This window comes from Ruegeria sp. YTSC003 (genome assembly GCF_059609785.1).
Genome location: NZ_JBXWMK010000004.1, coordinates 130,616 through 149,144, shown reverse-complemented (window position 1 = coordinate 149,144; position 18,529 = coordinate 130,616). Strand labels below are relative to the sequence as shown.

The following is an 18,529-nucleotide window of genomic DNA, read 5'->3' as shown; positions in this document are numbered from 1 at the left end:
AGGCCGTCCCCATGCCCTTTGAAGGTAAACCTCTTTCGCCGCAACGGCGTCGCTTCCTGCAGGATGCGGCGCGTGCGTCGGGCGGCTGTGTGGTCGCCGGGTCAATGTTGGCCTGGCTCGCCCGCGATGCCCGTGCGTTGCCGGCCGAAGCGTTGCGCCCCCCCGGCTCGCTACCAGAAGAGGCGTTTCTGTCTGCATGCATTCGCTGCGGGCTTTGCGTGCGGGATTGCCCTTACGACACATTGAAACTGGCAGAATTGGGCGTGGATGCGGTTGCTACCGGGACTCCCTATTTCACAGCGCGGGACGTGCCTTGTGAAATGTGTGACGACATCCCTTGCGTGGCCGCCTGCCCCACCGGTGCATTGGATCCGGCCCTCGACAATATTGATGATGCCAAAATGGGTGTTGCCGTCCTTGTCGATCAGGAGAACTGCCTGAACTTCCTCGGTCTGCGCTGCGATGTCTGCTATCGCGTCTGCCCCGTTATTGATGAGGCAATCACGCTGGAAACGGCCCATAACGAACGTTCAGGCCACCACGCACTGTTCATCCCGACAGTTCATGCGGACCACTGCACAGGCTGCGGCATGTGCGAGAAAAGCTGTGTTCTGCCCGAGGCCGCGATCAAGGTCCTGCCTGCGCGTTTGGCCCGCGGCAGCAGTGCCGATCACTACCGCAAAGGCTGGGAAGAGAAAGAGGCCAAAGGCGGTCCCCTTGTTGAAGGCCTCATCGATCTGCCGGACCGACTGCCCGGACCGGGCACCGACAACCTTGCCGCACCGGGCGGGTTCGCACCTGCATACGATTTGCCGGGGGTCGGACAATGAGTGCACGCACACATATGCCGGCCGGAATGGAGGCCATCGAGGAAAAAGGTTGGGTGCGCGCCCACAAATACCTGCTGCTGCGCCGCGCAAGCCAGCTGTTCTTTTTGACTGTGTTTCTTCTGGGGCCGTGGTTCGGCATCTGGATCGTGCAAGGCACGCTCGCGGGTTCTTTGACGCTGGGCGTGCTGCCGCTGACCGACCCATTTATCCTACTGCAAAGCGCGATCGCCGGACACTGGCCGGAATGGACGGCCCTGATCGGGGGTGTAATCGTTCTGGTCGCCTACGCTCTGATTGGTGGGCGCGTCTATTGTTCGTGGGTTTGTCCGATCAACCCAGTCACCGATGCGGCCAACTGGTTGCACAGACGTTTGGACCTGCCGAAAGGCTGGCAGCCCAAGCGCAACACCCGCCTTTGGATATTGGCCACCGTCCTAATCGTCTCGGGCATGACAGGCGTGATCGCTTGGGAGCTGGTCAACCCGATCACCATGCTGCATCGCGGTCTGATTTTCGGCGCGGGGTTCGTCTGGGCCATGATCATTGCCATCTTCGTGTTCGACCTGTTCGTTTCGCGCCACGGCTGGTGCGGTCACATCTGTCCGGTTGGCGCATTTTACGGCCTGATTGGCGCGAAAGGCCTGCTGCGAGTTAGCGCTGCGAACCGGGCAGCCTGCGATGATTGCATGGATTGCTATGCCGTTTGCCCAGAAAATCAGGTCATATCTCCTGCGCTGAAGGGTAAGTCGGGTTCCACACCACTGATCCTTTCCCCTGACTGCACCACCTGCGGTCGTTGCATCGACGTATGCGCCGTCGACGTTTTCAAATTTACTCACCGGTTCGACGACAAGGTCGCCGCACCTACCGATCCAGTTCCCGCGCCCGATCCGCGCGCAGCCAGACCTATCTGAGGGAGTGCCAAGATGAACAAGCCAACCCGAACAGGCCTTATAGCCCTTATCCCCGTTTTGCTCTTGGGCGGATTCGCCCTTGCGCAATCAGCTCAGGTAGAATCCCTGCGGGGTGCCGATGTGGATGAACTGATCCCTCTGGAACAGATCCACAAGAACGTCGAAGGGCGCATGCAGCGCAACTATCGCCAACAACCGCCGCTGATCCCGCACTCGGTCGAGCAATACCAGATCGACACGCGCACAAATCAGTGCTTGTCCTGCCACGACTGGACCAAAGCCGGCGAACGCAACGCCCCGACATTGTCGATGACACACTATCTGGATCGCGACGGCAACGAGTTGGATCACATCGCAGGCACCCGTTATTTCTGCAACCAATGCCACGTGCCGCAAGCAGACGCGCCGCCATTGGTTGACAACGTCTTTCAACCGTCCTCGGGCAATTAATCCAACGCAAGAATGAAAGGAGCACCAACATGGCAGACTCTCCTGAAAAACGCGGGTGGATTGGCCGCATCTGGAACTGGATCTGGACCCCGGCGGTTGCCTTTAGCTCGGGTTTTCTGATCCTTGCGGGTTTTCTGGCTGGAATCCTGTTCTGGGGCGGGTTTCACTGGACGCTTGAGCTGACGAATACCGAGGAGTTCTGTACCTCATGCCATACGATGGAGACTAATCTGGGCGAGTATCGCGAGACGATCCACTACAACAACCACTCCGGTGTGCGGGCTATCTGTTCCGATTGCCATGTGCCACATGAGTGGAATCACAAGATCAAAGCCAAGATCATGGCGGTCAAGGACGTCTATCACGAGCTGGCAGGCACGATCAGTACACCCGAGAAATACGAAGAGCATCGTCTGAGTATGGCGACCGCCGTCTGGAAGAAGATGAAGGCCTCCGACAGTCGCGAATGCCGGAATTGCCACAACTTCGACTATATGGATTTCACGTTGCAGGAAACGCGCGCTGCCTCTGAGCACCAACGCGCCATTGATGAAAACATGACCTGTATCGATTGCCACCAGGGCATCGCCCATAGCCTGCCGCCCGGCTATCAGGAGCGGTATCAGGAAGTGACCGAAACTCTGGCCAGCAAAGCGCAGGGTTCGTTGCAACAACAGGCCGCAGCTGACGGCGATGACATCAAATCATTCCTGAGTACTCGGGCAGACTGAAAAAGGGACGCGACATGCTGGAAATTCTGGGAACAATCGGGGCCAACGTCATCAGTCTGCCGGGTATCCTTGGGCTGGCCCTTGGAATGATGACTCGCCGCGTTTGGCTGGGTGCATTGATGGGGGGCATTGTCGGGGTGTTGGCGACCTTCGTTTTCGCCCATGGTTCATTTGCCGCGGTCGATACATTCGAGCTGTTGATTGCTATTGGCATTGGCCTTTGCGCCGGTAGCGTGGGATCGGCCATACGCATCAAGGGCGCAACGGTCTGACATTATTGGCGAACTAAGCTCCCAATAAATCTACTTTGCCGCATGTGAAACTGCGGCAAACAACCCAGCGTTGCCTCAACGTAAAAGTTCAGGAAACGCGACAAACGAAATCAATTCAGTAGTATAAACCTGTTAGGGCCTATGGGCTTTGCGTGATGGTCAATAAAATCAAACCATTCAGACGGGGGCATCTATGCTGCGAACATTACAAGATTGGTGTTTTATCACCCGTGTTTTAGCGGCTTCGATTGCATTTTTGCTTGCTGATCAGGGTTTGGCCCAGTCAGATGCAGCAGCGCCCGGCGCGACCATTGACGACAAGCTGGAAAATGCGAACTGGGCCAACGTGCAGGATATCCTAAACCACCGCTGTGTGGTGTGCCACGGCTGCTACGACGCGCCCTGCCAACTCAAGCTGACATCCCCTGCCGGCCTTTTGCGCGGCGCCAGTAAAGAGGCGGTCTACCACTCCGAACGACTAAAAGATGCGCAACCAACACGGCTTGGCATCGACGCGCACACAATTCCTGGGTGGCGGGATCTTGGGTTCTTTTCCGTTCTTCCGCCATCCGAGGTAACCGGCGCGGGTGGATCGGTGTTAGAGCGCTCCATTAAGCTCGGCAGGCAAGCTCGTTTGACGGCTAACGCACCTGTCCCAACCCAGCTTGGTTTGTCGATTGATCGCCCCCTGACCTGCCCTACAACACAGGAATTCGACGCCTTCAGCACGGCAAACCCAAGGGCGGGAATGCCCTACGCCACGGCCCCACTGAGTGAACAAGAATACCAGACCCTCATGTCATGGCTTAAAAATGGTGCGCCCGTGCCATCGGCCACACCACAAATCCCTCAGGACATTCAGGATCAGATCACAAATTGGGAGGCCTTTCTGAACGCGCCCGACCTGCGCCATCAATTGATGAGCAGATATATATACGAACATCTGTTTCTGGCGCGTCTCCATTTTCCGTCCGACAATCCAAGACTGTTTTTTCAGCTGGTGCGGTCCGCCAGCCCGCCAGGATCAAAGATTGAGATCATCGCGACACGCCGTCCCTTCGATAGCCCCGGCGCAGGGCCGTTCTATTATCGACTGCAGGCATTCGACGAAACGATCGTGCACAAAGATCATCTGGTCTATAGTTTTGGTCCGGATCGTCTGGCGCGATACAAGCAGCTATTCCTTGATCCGGCGTGGTCCGTCACCGAGTTGCCTGCGTACGGAGAAGACGAAGGCGGCAACCCGTTCAGCACCTTTGCCAACATACCGGCCCGCAGCCGTTATCAGTTTCTCTTGGACGACGCATTGTTTTATGTGCGCAGCTTCATCCGCGGACCGGTCTGTCACGGCGAAACCGCTGTTGACGTGATTGAAGATCGGTTCTGGGTCAGTTTCCTTGATCCGGATGCCGATCTGTCCGTCACAGACCCCAGCTTTTTGGCGGACGGGGCGGCCTTTTTGGAATTGCCGGTGGGTTCTGCAGATTTAGGGTTCTTGGGGGACATTCAGGGGATGTCCCACGAAAACCAGATTAAGTATCTTGAGTTCCGGGATGCCCGATATCGCAACAGCGCGGCGCACAAAAACGGGTTTGGATATGACGCAATCTGGGATGGTGAGGGCACCAATCCCCAGGCGCTGATTACCGTGTTCCGGCATTTCGACAATGCCTCTGCCATGACCGGGTTCCACGGCGGCATCCCCGAAACCGCATGGGTTATCGATTATCCGGTGTTCGAACGTATCTATTACGACTTGGTCGCAGGTTTTGATGTCTTCGGTCGCCTCGAGCACCAGCTTTCAACCCGGTTATACATGGATGAGTTACGGATGGAGAGTGAGGACACTTTCCTGAACTTCATGCCGCGCGGCGTCAGGCAAAGGATGCACAAAACCTGGTATCAGGGGGCACTGGCCGAGCTGCACACCTATTGGCACCGGCGCCGTGTCGATGACAGTTTTCCGACTGGCATAGATTTTAAAACGGACACGCCAAAGCAGGAATTCCTTCTGGAACTTCTCAATCGCGGCAACGGTCTTTGGGCCCTCGAGGATACGATCAACAGATGCAAAGGCGTTGATTGTTCGAATGGCAATTCAGAAGTTGTGGACGACTTGCAGGCGCTCGCGGATCAAACCGGTGATTGGGTCAGGTATCTATCAGATGTTTCTCTGCTTTTGGTGGACAACGAAGATGGTTCCACGTCTCTCTATTCGTTGCTCCACGACAAGGCCCATTATAATGTGGCGTTCCTGTTTGAAGAAAGAGATCGCAGGAATCCGCAAGCCGACGTGCTGACCATCCTGCCGGGGGTGATCGGAAGCTATCCAAATTTCTACTTTCGACTTCAGGAAGTCCAGCTGGCGTCTTTTGCAACCGACCTCAAATCAGTTCGGTGGCAGGCCGAATGGCTCGATTTCGTAGCCACTTATGGCCTGCGCAGGACAAGCCCTGGGTTTTGGGAAACCAGCGATCAGGTGATGACCATGTTTCTGGCAAGCGATCCCATTCAGGCAGGTGTGCTGGACCTGAACCGGTATAAGGACCCTCGATCCGATAGCGATCCTGAAAACAACTAAGTCTGTCCATTGAAACAGGGGAACTTTGTCATTCGCACTCTGTCAACGCGACGCAGAAAGAAAGGCTAATACCTGTGCCACGTCATCGGGCCAAACTGAAGTAGCAGTAAGCACAGCAAACGCGGTTGATGCAGCAGTTTAAAAAGCCAATGCGGCCTCGTTTGCTTTATTTTCTGTCATGACAATATATTGCATGCAAGAGCTCGGTCTGCCCCAGGTGATCGGCGGGAAACCTTGTCTGCAACCCCAGCGAAATCAAAGTGAAAATACGCCCGGGCAAGCGAATAGCAAGATGGCGGAGTATTGGTCTGCACCTTACTATTCACCCGTCAGGTAACCAATAATGCGTTTTAGGCGCTGCGCGATGTCCTCAGCGGTGATTGACATCCCGGCTATGCTTTGCTGGATGTAATACCGATAGGCGCCGTCCAGCATCACATAAATTTCCACACCACGCACATCATCGACAGCAAATTTCTTTCCGAGCTCATCACAAATTGCGACAAACCGGGCCTCGACGTCAGCAACTCGCGGCCTGAGCTGGCCATCGAACATAGCCTGATTGCGGATGTCATACCAAAGCCTGTGCAGGTGCGCATAGTTGATGATCGAATAGGCAAACAGCTCGATATATGCGCTGCGTGCCTCGCGAGGGTTGAGTTCTGCATCCAGAATCTCGTTCAGCTGTGACGTGAACTTGTCGACCGACAGATCTACGCAATACAACAGCAACCCCTCTTTTTCGGGAAAATAATACTGTATTTTGCCTAGTGATACGCCGGTCGAGGCCGCAATGTCCCGCAAGGTGGTGTTGGCGTATCCAGCCCGCGCAATTGTCGCAATCGCGTTCTCGGCAAGTTCACGTCGCTTCTGTTCTCGGTTTCTGTCGCGCTGTTTGGCCCGATTCTCTGTCAAATTTTGCGTCATCCGCCTTTCCTAGCGCAAATCCCGCAAAAGTGTGAGCGGAACACTAGTGTTTGTGAGAATTGGATCAAAGCCCTGAAAATACAACGTTTGCCACGAAATAATATTCCAATTCAAACGTACAATACAAACGTATTGAAAAGATGTCAGCTATGTGCAACAAATAACTGTCATAACCGACAAACAAATAGCCAGCAGGCAAGCAACAGGGGCAGTTCCATGACCAATCCACGATACATTATGGTAGTTGGTAGGGTTCGCGCAGAACAGTTGTTCCGTAACGCGGCACGGACCCAAGAGGAACGCGCCAATCAAAACATCTAAGCAACGAGGAGGTGTCACCCCGGGGCTACTCGCAACGCAATAATCAGACCAAAAACCCGGCCTAAGACTGGGCTGCAAAAAAACGACAGGGACTATGAAAAAACGCGCAATCGGCTTGTTTGCCGAACCAATTGGTATTGCCTGCTGCAAAACGGCCCGCTTCAGAGGCGCGGCGTTGCATTCAGACGGAAGACCACATTCCCGCATCTCATGTAATTGCGACGGCCACACGCTGCGCGCCTCCCTACTGCACCGCAAACAGTTCCACAGGCCAGAAACGCAATCATTTGAAGACACATCATTCGATGGCTGCACGACCATGCGCAAACCACGGCGCTTTCAACAGGCCGAAGCGCCCTTGCGCCACGGTCAAATCAGATCCCCTCGGCAAAATTAAAGAAACAAAGCCGAGGAAAGGGAGGGAAGAATGAAGAAAATCGCAACATTGGCATTGGGCGCGGGCTTGATTTCAGGCCCAGCATTTGCTGGCGGAATCGAGGGGTTTCCGTCGGCAAACCGGTTCCTTTTTGAGCAGGGCCGATATGTCGAGATCACCGGAGGATGGGCCGATTCAAAAACCGAAGGCACTGAGTTCGGACAGCCAACTGGTAACGTCACACCGAGCATTAGCGGCCTGTCCCTAGCCTACAAACAGGACGTAGGCGACAAATGGGCAGTCGCAATCCACGGCTTCAACTCGGTCAACTATAAACTACTGTACCCAACCGGTACGGGCGCTCCTTCTGCTGGCACCAACGTCAGGTATCGCGGCACCGAGGTCGCCTTGATGGCGCGGTACAAGTTCAATGAAAACTTCAGTGCCTTTGCCGGGGTTCGGTTCGAAAAGATTAACGATTTCAGCGGTGCGCTGATCAATCCCTCTCTCAGCTACTCGCTGGATTCCGAGGGTGACTTCAACCCCGGTTTCCTTGTGGGTGCCGCGTATGAGATCCCGGAGATCGCGTTTCGCGCCGACCTGACATACTACTCGGAAATCGATCACGATCTGGATGGTGTCGAACAGCTGCAACCCCTTTCGCCATCTGACGTGACGACGCAATTGAGCACCCCTCAGACAGTCGCGCTGAACGTGCAAAGTGCGATCAAGGGCCCTTGGGGTGCCTTTGGATCGATCCGCTGGAGGAACTGGGATGATGTCGCCGTACAGTCTCCGGTTCTTGGCGGTCCGCTTGCGGAATTTGCGGAAAACTCGGTCGACTACCAAATTGGCGTCGGCTACCTACTGAACCCGAAATGGTACTTCTACGGCATTCTGTCCCGCTCTGAACCTGAAGGCGGTTTTGTTGGCTTTGACTATGAAGGCGGCGGCAAAGGTATCACGCTTGGTGCCGTGCACTCGATTGGTCAGACCCGAATTCTGGTTGATGTCACGTATGGCACGCTTGGCGATGTGAACGAACCTGACGCGGGCCTACAGATCCGGGATGTTTCCGGCACCGCTGTACGTGTGAGCCTGTCGCATAACTTCTGATCAAGCACCCGACTGCGAACGCGGTCGGGATTCGCTTTCCACTACGCGAATGGCCCCTGCTTATTGCCTGTTGCTTCGGCGGTCATTTGCTTCTCAGACGCGGTCGTTAGGTACCATTGTCTAACACCTTTGACAAAAAACGATCCTTGTGATCTGATTTGAGTGATCGATCACTCACCGTCTTGCCGCAAGAAGATCCGGAGGAAAAATGAATACCAGTACTGAAAGCCCGCCGGTCGGCATGCAGCTGTTTTATGGGGCAGGCGGCATAGCCAACGGCATCTTGTCGAACGGGCTGAGCTTTTTCCTGCTTATCTACTACAATCTGGTCATCGGCCTTCCGGCCGAGACGGTGGGTTTTGCGCTTTTCATTGCTCTGATGTTCGACGCTGTATCCGATCCTGTTGTCGGTTACTTGTCAGATAACACGCGTTCTCGTGCTGGCAAGCGCCACCCGTTCATCTACGCGGCGATCATACCTGTCGCACTCCTGTTCTGGTTTATTTGGAACCCACCTGCAGCACTGACTTCAGAGACCCAGCTGTTTTGGTTCCTACTGATCACAACGATCCTTCTGCGGACGGCAATGACGTTGTTTGATGTACCACACAACGCGATGGTGCCAGAGTTGACCAAGGACTATGGCGGACGAACCATGTTGTCTGGCCTCAAGGTCTCGGTCACCTGGATTGCCGGTCAGATCATGGTCATCGCGATGTATGTGATCTGGTTGGTTCCGACCGACACGATGCCTTACGGCATCCTCAACCAGGCCGGCTATCAGGAAGCAGGCCTTGTCGGTGCAATACTTATAGCGCTGGCTATCACTGTCACCGCATTAGGCACGCGCAAATGGCAGAATAGAATGCTGGATATTTCGCATGTGGCGACCTACAGCATCTCTGGATTTTTCAGACAGTTTTTCGCAGCGTTCAAGCTGCCAGCTTTGCGCTCAATCTTTGTTAGCACAGCCGTTTTTTTCGTAGGCGCCGGAATCGGAGCAGCATTGTGGACCTACCTGACCTCGTTCTTCTGGGAGTTGAACAATGATCAGATAGCTTTGATCCTGGTGGCAAACCTGATCGGCGCCGTGATTGCGGCCGTAACCCTTAAGCCGATAACACGATCTGGCGACAAAAAATCGAGCGCGATCTACCTGTCGATCCTCGCGGCTATTGTAAGTGTCGCCCCTTACGTACTGCGTGAAATCGGGTTTTTCCCTGCGAACGGCACCGAGCTTTTGATCTGGTTGCTTTTCGTCCACGGCATTCTGCAAATCATCCTGATTGTCTGGACCACGTCCTTATTGACGTCGATGACGGCGGACGTTGTCGAATTGGGTATCAGCCAGAACGGGTATCAGAACGAAGGGATCATTACATCAGTCATTACCTTCTCCTATAAAGCCGGTACGGCTGGCGGGTTAGCGATCTCTGGAATGTTTCTGGCATATGTTGGCTTTCCGGAAGCGCCAGATCAATCGAACCTGACCCCCGAGGTCACCCGTGCACTGGGATGGAACTACGCCTGCCTTAGCCTCGTCATATACATGGCCTCGATTGTTGCCCTGATGTTCTACCGGTTGGATAAAGCGCAATTCGACCAGCTTCAGGCAATCCATGACTAAAAAGCTGGCGCGTCGCCTGCGTGGACGGAACTGCAACTGATCTGCAATGGCGGCAAGCCAGAATGTTACACAACCCCTTCAAAGCCACACAGTTTTGTGACGCATAGGTATCCCTTCGTCGTGCCCACTTTGATGCGGGCACAAACCCCGAAAATAGATAGAGAAGTTCAATGCAATACCTCAAATCTCACCCCTTTTCCTGGATCATCTTCTTATGTTTGCTGTTGGCAACATGGTTTCAGGTCTACGCGATCTGGGGGTTGCTGTTCATGTGGTGGGCCGCCTCATCCTTCATGACAGGCCAGGCCTTTTTGATTGAAACAATCGACAGCCGGGAAAACCCGCCGCTTTTCTACGCCATCACGATCATGTGGTTCGCCTTCGGGCTGCTTTACGTCGTGCAGGATCTCGCATGGCGCCTGTTTGGAATTTACATTGGTTAACTGTTCAGGAGAAACTCAATGACCAAGACTGCATTCTTCGCTGGCCTTATGGCTCTGGCGGCCTCTCAGGCTACGGCCGGGGACATACAGATCGATATCACTGGTGTCGACGCCGGACGCGGGGGCGTCATCTACGTCCTGGCCTTTGACGATAAGACCGCATTTGACCAAAGCCAGATGGCGAAAATCGTGGGCTACGCGAAGATCCCGGCCTCAGGTAGCACAGTTTCCGGAACGCTTGAGAACCAGAAACCCGGACAGCTTGCGATCATGATACACCATGACCAGAACGACAACGGCCAGTTCGAGATGAAAGGGCCGATCCCGCAAGAAGGTTGGGCTTATTCCAAGGGCGCAGGCGTCAGATCGTTGCCGGCGTTCGAAGACGCGGCGATCGAATACGATGGCAATACCTCATCGCTTGGTTTGAAAATGAACTACGCAAACTAAAGCTACCCTACAAATTTAACCCCAACTGCCCCGGAAACGGGGCATTTTTTTTGCGGACATCGGATTCTTCGGGTTGAAACGGCGGGGCTAAGTTTTATTTTGTCTCACATGACAATTTATGCCAATCCCAGCTACTGTCGTCAGATCTAAAGGACCGCCATCCACCATGAAGTCATCCTTGGAAGACACCAGTCGATTCTTGATGCAGGCCACGCTTGGGGCCGATCAGAGGTTACTGCATCAGGTTAGCAAGACCGGCCCGGAACGCTGGTTGGATGATCAGCTGAACGCCTCGATCGGTAACAAAGGGCCGTTCGAAAAGTCCACTCGCAAGATTTGGAAGAGCTTCCGAAAGCGCCTAAAACGCGCGCATGGCGAATGGGCGATCAACGGCGACGGCAACAACCCCGCCCTGCCCTATAAATGGTATTTCCACATGGCCTGGTGGAACCACACCCTGACGCAACGCGACGATCTGCTGCGCCAGCGTGTTGCGCAGGCACTGTCCGAGATCCTAGTCATCTCGGACGCGTCATCGTTGGAGCTGGATGCCATCGGGATGGCGAATTACTATGACCTGCTCTATAAGCACGCGTTCGGCAGTTATTCAGACCTTCTGTACGATGTGTCGGTGCACCCGATGATGGGTATCTACCTGTCGCATATGACCAATCAAAAGGCGAACGAGGCCAAGAACACCCATCCGGATGAAAACTATGCGCGTGAGATCATGCAGCTGTTTTCGATTGGCTTGTTCGAGCTGAACCCCGATGGCACGGAAAAACTGGATGCCAGTGGGGATCCGATCCCGACCTATGACAATCGCGACATCAAGGAACTGGCTCGGGTCTTCACCGGCTTGCTGCCCGCAGCCTATGAATACGAGTGGAACACGTCGTTCTGGGAAGACAGCTATAATGGTTATCCAGTTCAGTTCGATGATGGGGTCGAAAAGGCCTATAAGACAGTGCCCTTCATTGACGCGACCAAACCGATGATCGTGGAAGAAGCCTTTCACGACCGCGGCGCAAAATCCCTGCTGAACGGTCGTCTGACCTTGCCCGGCGATCAGTCCGGCCCGAAAGAAATTCGTTCGACCATCGACCAACTGGTTGCCCACCCTACGACCGCGCCGTTCATCGCAACCCATCTGATCAACCGGCTGGTCACATCCAATCCCTCGCCCGCCTATGTCGAAGCGGTGTCGCAGGCATTTGGCTCAAACGGAGATCTGAAAAGCGCGGTTCGCACAATCCTGACCTACCCATTGACCAATGAGGTTGCCGCCAAACGTCTTCCTTCGGCATACAAATCCCCGACAAAAGTAGTTCAGTCCCAAAAGCTAAAATCGCCCCTGCATCGCGTCACGCAGGTTCTGCTTGCGTTTGGAGCGCATAACCAGACCGGCAAGCTGTGGCTGCTGGGTGATGACATTCAAGAGGCGCTGCAGATGCATCCGCTGTCCGCGCCCACGGTGTTCAATTTCTACAAACCCGACTTCACCCCGCATGGCGCATTGCAGAAGATGGGCCTTCGCGCGCCCGAGTTCGAGCTGCACACGGCCGCGACCTCGGTCGCTTATGTCAACAACATCTACTATTGGTTCTTTGGCGGCTACTTGCCGCTGGTCTCGACTCAGATCGGCACGGGCCCTGAACAGATGATGGTGATGGAATTTGACCCCGATACACTATGGGCCAATTCCAAGAACGCGCTGCGCTTCGACCTGAGCGAAGAGATCAAAATCGCACAGAACCGAGGCCGTCATGATGAGCTGATAGATCGGATTTCGGTCCTATTGACCGGTCGGACTGATGCCGAAGTGCGCAAACGGATCAAGCAGGCCTATGTGCAGTATGCGGACAATCCCGAATGGGTGGTGCAGACCATCGCCTTCATGATTGCCGTTTCCCCAGAATTCACCGTGCAGGAGGCCTGAGCCCATGCTGATCAAATCCTTTACGCGCCGGCAGTTTTTGGCCTCGACCGGTGTTGCCGCAACTGGCGCAATGATGGGTGCCGCCCTGCCCGGTTTGGCGCAAGCTGGGACGGGAATGATCAAGCCCGCCCGCAGGGCGCTTGTTTTTGTTATGTTGGATGGTGGCAATGACAGCTTCAACATGCTGGTACCAAAAGACAAAATCGCGCACGGCCAATACTCGGAGACGCGGGCCAATCTTGCCCTTTCGCGAGGTGAGCTGCTGGACTTGGATACGCCCAAAGATCGGCTGGGCCGCAGCTTTGGCCTGCACCCGTCGATGCCCGAAATGGCCGAGCTGTTCGATCAAAGGCGCCTCTCTTTTGTCGCCAATGTTGGGCCCTTGGTCGAACAGGTCCGGAAAGAGCAGTTCTATGACGGCTCGGCCGCACTCCCCTTGGGACTGCTGAGCCACGCGGACCAGTTCAAACACTGGCAAACCTCGCGCCCGGATCTGCGTGTGAACGACGGATGGTTCGGGTTCTTTGCTGATGACCTACAGCCCTCAAAATCGGTGCACGAGATCGGAATGAACATCTCTTTGGCCGGAAACAACATTGCGCAGAACGGCACGATCGACTTGCCATATTCAATCACAAACAAGGGCAGCGTCGGTCTATACGTGAAAGAAGAGAAAAGTCCCCTCAACGACCTGCTTTTGGACAGTTTCAACCGAATGATGAATGCCGATCAAAACGGCGATCCCTTCCGCGAGACATATCTGAACCTGACCCGCGACGCGCAGTCCAAACACGAGACGTTTAAATCCGCAACCCGTGGGATCAAGATACCCCGCTCCTTCCCGTCTTCGGACCTCGCGCAACAATTGCGCATGGTCGCCAAGACGATTGCCGCCTCGGACCGGCTGGGTCACGAGCAGCAAACGTTCTTTGTACGCTATATTGGCTGGGACCATCATGATGAACTGTTGGCGAACCATGCCCGTATGCTGCGCGTATTGTCCGAAGCGTTGGGAGCGTTTCAGGCAACGCTTGACGATATGGGCTTGGCGGATCGTGTTGTGACTTTCACGGGATCAGATTTCGGCCGGACGCTGACGTCGAATGGCAACGGTACGGATCATGGTTGGGGGGGCAATACCCTGGTTATGGGCAATGCTGTCAAAGGTGGGCAGATTCTGGGGGATTACCCCGAACTTGGCCTGGCCAGCGAAAACGCGCTTGATGTGGGCGACGGCGTTTTGATCCCAACGACCTCGACCGATCAACTTTATGCTGACCTGTCTCTTTGGTTTGGTGTGCAACCGTCGGCATTGAACACTCTGTTCCCAAATCTTAATAGATTTGCGGATGTGGCAGGCGGAGAAAGGCTTGGGCTTTTCACCTAGACCCACCGCCCCAAAACACTTCGCCCTACCGGGACGCTTGAACATCGCTTGCGTTAGGTTGCCTGCTGGAACGGCGGGCGATAGCTCAGAAAACGTTGAAGAGCGGTAGATATTTTGGAATTAAATTGACTGTCAGTCTTGACAATCAATCTCAACTAAAATATCTCTAAAATTCCGTTCCTACGTAAGGGTCATCGCATGGGTCGCCCCTCTGTACAAGATCAACGAAAAAAAGAAGTCCTCGATGCATTTATGTCGTGCGTCGTTCGCTACGGCGTCGAAGGGGCCACACTTGAACATATTGCGGCACAAGCCGGGCTGAAGCGCCCACTGATCCGCCATCATCTTGGCAACCGCAAAGCAATGGTTCTGGCGCTAGGTGAGCATGTCGTCGAAACGTTCAGCAAACAGACCGAAACATTGCGCGTTGCGCTGGCCGAGAATCCCGATGTCCGCAATCTAATCGAGGCCCTGTTCAACTCTGACGGTGAGATGGATCCGCGGATCAACATTTGTTATCAGGCGCTCGTAAACTCGATTGAGATTTATCCAGAACTTCGCAAACCGTTGCTGGAATCGATGGAGGCCTTTTACAAGGTCGCGATAGATATCGTTCTTGGCTCACACCCAAAAGCCGACAAACAAGCCTGCGAGATCGTCGCGCACGGAATCATAAACCTTTTTATCACCACGGATGCTTTCATTCCGCTTAAACCTCCGAAAACATGGGGTTATTCGTCCTATTTCGCTGCGCTGAAATTGGCTGAAACATTGGAAGAAAAAACCTGACGGCGACTGCCTGGCCAACGGCCGGGTTAATCGTAACTAACCGCAAGCTTGTCTGTCGTGGCAACCGCCTGGCAGGACAGCACGGCACCTTTCGCGATCTCATTATCATCCAAAGCGGTTCGTGCCCGCATATGAACCGAACCCTTTTTCACCTTACACCGGCACGCCCCACAGACCCCAGACTGGCAGGAATATGGCGGCTCCAACCCCGCCTGTTGGGCAGCCTGTAAGATCGTCTGACCAGATGCCATCTGAACCGATTGTCGCTGACCGTTCAGCGTTATGTCCACAACAGCATCAACGCCCTTGATACTGTCATCGGTCTCTTGCGCGCCGCCGTAGCTTTCCATGTGAATCCGATTGGCGGGCACATCCAAAGACATAAGTGCGTCTTTGACCGCTTTGTTCATCCCGCCGGGACCACAGATGTAGTACTGGGCATTCTGGGCATAAGGCGGATTTTCTGTGATCAGCGCCTCGATCGCATCCTTGTCGATGACACCCCTGCGCCAATAGGCGAAACTGGACCACATTGAAGGCTTGGACAGAAGGTGATGCACCGTCAGGCGTTCCGGAAACGTCTGCTGGTATTCGGCAAACTTGTCTTTGAACAGGATATTGTCCGCATTCGCATTGCCATAGGCCAGATGTGCAACCGACCACGGTTCGGCCAATAGCACAGACTTAAGCATGGAATACAATGGGGTGATACCGCTGCCCGCCCCAAAGAAGTAGTGTGTGCGCCGTTCCTCCGGGTCTGTATCCAGACAAAAACTACCAAATGGCGGCATGACGTCGATCACATCACCCTTTTGAACCGTATCGTTGATATGGTTGCTGACAAGCCCCTTTTTCACCCGTTTGACGGTGATACGCAGCGGATCGCCTGAATCGGGCGAAGACGAGATCGAATAGCTTCTACGCACCTCTTCACCCTTGATCCAAAAGCGAAGGGTCAGGTGCTGACCGGCACGCCAGGCAAAGTCTTGGGCCAGATGTAGTGGCACGTCGAACTTGACGGATTTGGCCTGCCCGCCGATCTCACTACGCGTTTCAAGCACCTCAAGCGGGTGAAAAACTCTGGTCATTTGAGCCTCCGAAATTCGTGCCGTGCGAAAGGGCAGGATGTGTGATGATACCCGATATGGGACGGGTGTTTGAATTGAACGTATTAGGCATTGGCACCCTGTTTCGATGCCGGTGCGTTGATCCGCTCAGTGATCTCGGACAAGCGCACGAGGCTTTGCAGGACCATCGGTAAAATCACGACCGATTGCACAAACTCGAACGAATAGGTGACAACCGAGAAGATCTGCCCTGCCGTCGCCCCGCTTTGCGTCGCCGCAAACCACAGGTTGAAGGCCAGCATGCTGAGCAAGACAGCAAAAATCGCAGCATAGACAAGTGCCTCGGAATCCGACAACCGAACCTCATGCGTGCGCAATCGGAACAAGTGCTGGCCGATCTTTTTCAGATCCATGCTTTGCAACGCAGTCACCTGTCTTTCTGACTGGTGGTTCAACAGCCCATTCAGGCGGAAGAAGCGACGCGAAAACAGGGTAAAGATGATCAGGATAATCACAGCAGCGGCCCCTGCGGCGGTGGCAAGTGCCCCGTGAAAGGACATCAGAATACCAACCGAGACCAGAACCTGCACGACTGCACCCATCGATTCAGGGGCCTCATTCTCCAGAAAATCAACCAACTCGCGGGCCATCAGTACCCGCGCATTTAGCACCGAGACCTCGCGCCCCGCATCCCGTTTGGCCTGCGCCTTACCCAATTCGACGCGGATCGTGCCATAGGCCCGCGTGTCGTAAACACGCCGCAACGTCGACACAACCAGCAGCGCTGCCATCGCAACACCGAAATGGATGAACGACGTGTAGTCCCCATTCGACAGGCCGTCGATCGAATAGCCGATCAACAGGGGAAGGAAGATAAACAACCCCGTTTCAACCAGGGTCAGACCCCAGGTCGTTACGATTTTTGTGCGGAAGACCCGCAGCAAGGTCGCAATCGACAACCGGTCGTCGGGGTTGATCATTCTTCTTGCAACCAATCGCGAACGACCCTTTGGTGTTGAACCACGGGGCTTTCCCCAACGGCGGCTGGACCAACTTCGAAATAAGGCGAGGTCAAGGATTTCTGTTGCTGTTCACAGGCATAGATGTCCTCTTGCGTGAAATCGCCCGAGGCCATCGGATCGTTTTCATCATACGCATCATCACCTTCATATTTGCCTTTGATGCCAAAATTGTTCCAGAAGGACGCCGACCGGGTAGCCTGTTTCGAAAACTCCCAGCCCGATGCATTGGCAACACGCGTCCGGTTCAGAATCCGCGTCCTGTCCGGAGCAAGCGGGGTAATGATAAAGACGTTCCATACGTCCTCTGACGCGCCAATTCCGACCCCTGGAAACAGCATCGGCACCCATGCACCATTCTGATCTTCGGGAACGACCCGCGGCATCTGAAGCTTTTTGTTCTGATCTTTGGCGAACTCTTCGACCGGCGGCTCCCAAAAGATGTAGTGCGGCCCGTACCAACCATATTGCGCATTGGCGTGGTCATACATTTGTAGGGTGTTCGAATGAAGGTGGCTCAGATGGTAGACGTCGATGTAATTCTCGACAACGATCTTCCAATTGGCCTTGATTTCATAGGTGTTCGAGGTGTCCTCGTGTTCCACCAGCTCTTCTGGCACATGTGGTCCGACCTTATCGTCCACGTCGCCAAACCATTTCATGATCGACCCTGCGTTCGGGTCGGGATGCACAAACAACATACCTTTCCAGATATCGACCGAAGCAGGTTTCAGGCCAAGGCAGGATTTGTCGACGGACTTATATTCGCGATGCTCATCCGGGACTGAGATCAGGTTGCCCTCAAGATCATAGGTCCAGTCGTGATAGGGGCAGGTCAGCGCTTTTTGGGTCTTTCCCAGGGCGCGGATCAATTGGGTGCCCCGATGTCTGCAGATATTGTGGAAGGCCCGCAGCCTGCGATCCCTCCCCATGACGATGAACAAGTTGTTCAATCCCGCCTGAACCGAAAGATAATGGCCTGGCTCGGGCAAATCTTCCATAAAGCCAGCAAAACGCCATGTTTTTGAGAATATCTCTCGCTGTTCACGGTCGAACCACTCCTGCGATGTGTACGCTTCTGCAGGTAACTCATGGTACATTTGTGGCATGCTGTCCCCTCCTAGGGCCGTCGTCTTCACGGTTGGCAAGCTAAACGTTTTGACCTCAGCAACAGTGATTAACACATGCCCGATCTTACGGTGCTTTGAAACGAAATAGGCAAACAGCAATCAACTGTCAATGGTGACAATTTAAAGAATAAGATCGGCCGAAACGAGTAAGCGCATTGTT

Annotated in this window: 18 protein-coding genes; 14 read left to right on the top strand and 4 right to left on the bottom strand. The window is 54.5% G+C overall.

From position 1 onward, the window contains the following. Positions 1-11: 11 nt before the first annotated feature. From napG to AC2FFH_RS09920, 6 genes are all read left to right on the top strand, one after another. Positions 12-830 (top strand): ferredoxin-type protein NapG, encoded by an 819-nt coding sequence (gene napG, locus AC2FFH_RS09945; protein ID WP_496706212.1) that lies wholly within the window; start codon positions 12-14, stop codon positions 828-830. Beyond that, positions 827-1,744, top strand: coding sequence for a quinol dehydrogenase ferredoxin subunit NapH (gene napH / locus AC2FFH_RS09940; protein ID WP_496844323.1), 918 nt, complete (start codon positions 827-829; stop codon positions 1,742-1,744). The genes napG and napH overlap by 4 nt, the downstream gene beginning before the upstream one ends. 12 nt (positions 1,745-1,756) lie before the next feature. Further along, positions 1,757-2,194 carry a nitrate reductase cytochrome c-type subunit gene (locus AC2FFH_RS09935; RefSeq protein WP_282119339.1) on the top strand — a complete coding sequence of 146 codons (438 nt, stop codon included), beginning with the start codon at positions 1,757-1,759 and terminating at the stop codon, positions 2,192-2,194. 29 nt (positions 2,195-2,223) lie between these two features. Continuing rightward, positions 2,224-2,925, top strand: a complete 702-nt coding sequence (locus tag AC2FFH_RS09930) for a NapC/NirT family cytochrome c (RefSeq protein WP_058272027.1) — start codon at positions 2,224-2,226, stop codon at positions 2,923-2,925. A 14-nt stretch (positions 2,926-2,939) separates the two neighbouring features. After that, positions 2,940-3,197, top strand: coding sequence for a hypothetical protein (locus AC2FFH_RS09925; protein ID WP_108859619.1), 258 nt, complete (start codon positions 2,940-2,942; stop codon positions 3,195-3,197). Positions 3,198-3,390: 193 nt separating this feature from the next. Next, the gene (locus AC2FFH_RS09920) at positions 3,391-5,778 is read left to right on the top strand and encodes a fatty acid cis/trans isomerase (RefSeq protein WP_496844322.1); all 2,388 of its coding nucleotides are present in this window, start codon (positions 3,391-3,393) and stop codon (positions 5,776-5,778) included. 318 nt (positions 5,779-6,096) lie between these two features. On the opposite strand, the gene AC2FFH_RS09915 is transcribed toward AC2FFH_RS09920, so the two are convergent. After that, the gene (locus AC2FFH_RS09915) at positions 6,097-6,705 is read right to left on the bottom strand and encodes a TetR/AcrR family transcriptional regulator (RefSeq protein ID WP_496844321.1); all 609 of its coding nucleotides are present in this window, start codon (positions 6,703-6,705) and stop codon (positions 6,097-6,099) included. 415 nt (positions 6,706-7,120) lie between these two features. Here AC2FFH_RS09915 and AC2FFH_RS09910 point away from each other — a divergent pair, with 415 nt between their 5' ends. The 8 genes from AC2FFH_RS09910 to AC2FFH_RS09875 all read left to right on the top strand — a co-directional run bounded on the left by AC2FFH_RS09910 (position 7,121) and on the right by AC2FFH_RS09875 (position 15,153). Then, the gene (locus AC2FFH_RS09910; RefSeq protein WP_496844320.1) at positions 7,121-7,423 is read left to right on the top strand and encodes a hypothetical protein; all 303 of its coding nucleotides are present in this window, start codon (positions 7,121-7,123) and stop codon (positions 7,421-7,423) included. A gap of 30 nt (positions 7,424-7,453) precedes the next feature. After that, positions 7,454-8,518, top strand: coding sequence for a hypothetical protein (locus AC2FFH_RS09905; protein WP_496766318.1), 1,065 nt, complete (start codon positions 7,454-7,456; stop codon positions 8,516-8,518). A gap of 208 nt (positions 8,519-8,726) precedes the next feature. Further along, a complete protein-coding gene (locus tag AC2FFH_RS09900) occupies positions 8,727-10,145 on the top strand; it encodes an MFS transporter (RefSeq protein ID WP_496766316.1) in 1,419 nt (472 codons plus the stop codon). Positions 10,146-10,369: 224 nt separating this feature from the next. Beyond that, positions 10,370-10,588 (top strand): hypothetical protein, encoded by a 219-nt coding sequence (locus AC2FFH_RS09895; protein ID WP_496844319.1) that lies wholly within the window; start codon positions 10,370-10,372, stop codon positions 10,586-10,588. A gap of 18 nt (positions 10,589-10,606) precedes the next feature. Continuing rightward, entirely contained in the window at positions 10,607-11,038 is a 432-nt protein-coding gene (locus AC2FFH_RS09890) for a DUF2141 domain-containing protein (RefSeq protein WP_496844318.1), read from the top strand. A gap of 202 nt (positions 11,039-11,240) precedes the next feature. Next, complete coding sequence (locus AC2FFH_RS09885) at positions 11,241-12,977, top strand: DUF1800 family protein (RefSeq protein WP_496844317.1); 1,737 nt, start codon at positions 11,241-11,243, stop codon at positions 12,975-12,977. 4 nt (positions 12,978-12,981) lie between these two features. Then, complete coding sequence (locus AC2FFH_RS09880; protein WP_496844316.1) at positions 12,982-14,364, top strand: DUF1501 domain-containing protein; 1,383 nt, start codon at positions 12,982-12,984, stop codon at positions 14,362-14,364. 252 nt (positions 14,365-14,616) lie between these two features. Further along, positions 14,617-15,153, top strand: coding sequence for a TetR/AcrR family transcriptional regulator (locus AC2FFH_RS09875; RefSeq protein ID WP_496739095.1), 537 nt, complete (start codon positions 14,617-14,619; stop codon positions 15,151-15,153). A gap of 26 nt (positions 15,154-15,179) precedes the next feature. On the opposite strand, the gene AC2FFH_RS09870 is transcribed toward AC2FFH_RS09875, so the two are convergent. The 3 genes from AC2FFH_RS09870 to AC2FFH_RS09860 all read right to left on the bottom strand — a co-directional run bounded on the left by AC2FFH_RS09870 (position 15,180) and on the right by AC2FFH_RS09860 (position 18,348). Continuing rightward, the gene (locus AC2FFH_RS09870) at positions 15,180-16,241 is read right to left on the bottom strand and encodes a 2Fe-2S iron-sulfur cluster-binding protein (RefSeq protein WP_496844315.1); all 1,062 of its coding nucleotides are present in this window, start codon (positions 16,239-16,241) and stop codon (positions 15,180-15,182) included. A gap of 83 nt (positions 16,242-16,324) precedes the next feature. Beyond that, a complete protein-coding gene (locus tag AC2FFH_RS09865; protein ID WP_496844314.1) occupies positions 16,325-17,200 on the bottom strand; it encodes an ABC transporter six-transmembrane domain-containing protein in 876 nt (291 codons plus the stop codon). Beyond that, complete coding sequence (locus AC2FFH_RS09860; protein WP_496778368.1) at positions 17,197-18,348, bottom strand: aromatic ring-hydroxylating oxygenase subunit alpha; 1,152 nt, start codon at positions 18,346-18,348, stop codon at positions 17,197-17,199. Before AC2FFH_RS09860 ends, AC2FFH_RS09865 begins: the two co-directional genes overlap by 4 nt. Positions 18,349-18,529: the final 181 nt, after the last annotated feature.

Excerpts from the sequence above, each read along its gene's own strand:
- AC2FFH_RS09900 (WP_496766316.1), top strand. The coding sequence starts at position 8,727 with ATGAATACCAGTACTGAAAGCCCGCCGGTCGGCATGCAGCTGTTTTAT.
- AC2FFH_RS09905 (WP_496766318.1), top strand. The coding sequence starts at position 7,454 with ATGAAGAAAATCGCAACATTGGCATTGGGCGCGGGCTTGATTTCAGGC.
- AC2FFH_RS09930 (WP_058272027.1), top strand. The coding sequence starts at position 2,224 with ATGGCAGACTCTCCTGAAAAACGCGGGTGGATTGGCCGCATCTGGAAC.
- AC2FFH_RS09860 (WP_496778368.1), bottom strand. The coding sequence starts at position 18,348 with ATGCCACAAATGTACCATGAGTTACCTGCAGAAGCGTACACATCGCAG.
- napG (WP_496706212.1), top strand. The coding sequence starts at position 12 with ATGCCCTTTGAAGGTAAACCTCTTTCGCCGCAACGGCGTCGCTTCCTG.
- AC2FFH_RS09915 (WP_496844321.1), bottom strand. The coding sequence starts at position 6,705 with ATGACGCAAAATTTGACAGAGAATCGGGCCAAACAGCGCGACAGAAAC.
- AC2FFH_RS09875 (WP_496739095.1), top strand. The coding sequence starts at position 14,617 with ATGTCGTGCGTCGTTCGCTACGGCGTCGAAGGGGCCACACTTGAACAT.
- AC2FFH_RS09890 (WP_496844318.1), top strand. The coding sequence starts at position 10,607 with ATGACCAAGACTGCATTCTTCGCTGGCCTTATGGCTCTGGCGGCCTCT.
- AC2FFH_RS09920 (WP_496844322.1), top strand. The coding sequence starts at position 3,391 with ATGCTGCGAACATTACAAGATTGGTGTTTTATCACCCGTGTTTTAGCG.
- AC2FFH_RS09925 (WP_108859619.1), top strand. The coding sequence starts at position 2,940 with ATGCTGGAAATTCTGGGAACAATCGGGGCCAACGTCATCAGTCTGCCG.
- AC2FFH_RS09885 (WP_496844317.1), top strand. The coding sequence starts at position 11,241 with ATGCAGGCCACGCTTGGGGCCGATCAGAGGTTACTGCATCAGGTTAGC.
- AC2FFH_RS09870 (WP_496844315.1), bottom strand. The coding sequence starts at position 16,241 with ATGACCAGAGTTTTTCACCCGCTTGAGGTGCTTGAAACGCGTAGTGAG.
- napH (WP_496844323.1), top strand. The coding sequence starts at position 827 with ATGAGTGCACGCACACATATGCCGGCCGGAATGGAGGCCATCGAGGAA.
- AC2FFH_RS09865 (WP_496844314.1), bottom strand. The coding sequence starts at position 17,200 with ATGATCAACCCCGACGACCGGTTGTCGATTGCGACCTTGCTGCGGGTC.
- AC2FFH_RS09910 (WP_496844320.1), top strand. The coding sequence starts at position 7,121 with ATGAAAAAACGCGCAATCGGCTTGTTTGCCGAACCAATTGGTATTGCC.
- AC2FFH_RS09935 (WP_282119339.1), top strand. The coding sequence starts at position 1,757 with ATGAACAAGCCAACCCGAACAGGCCTTATAGCCCTTATCCCCGTTTTG.
- AC2FFH_RS09880 (WP_496844316.1), top strand. The coding sequence starts at position 12,982 with ATGCTGATCAAATCCTTTACGCGCCGGCAGTTTTTGGCCTCGACCGGT.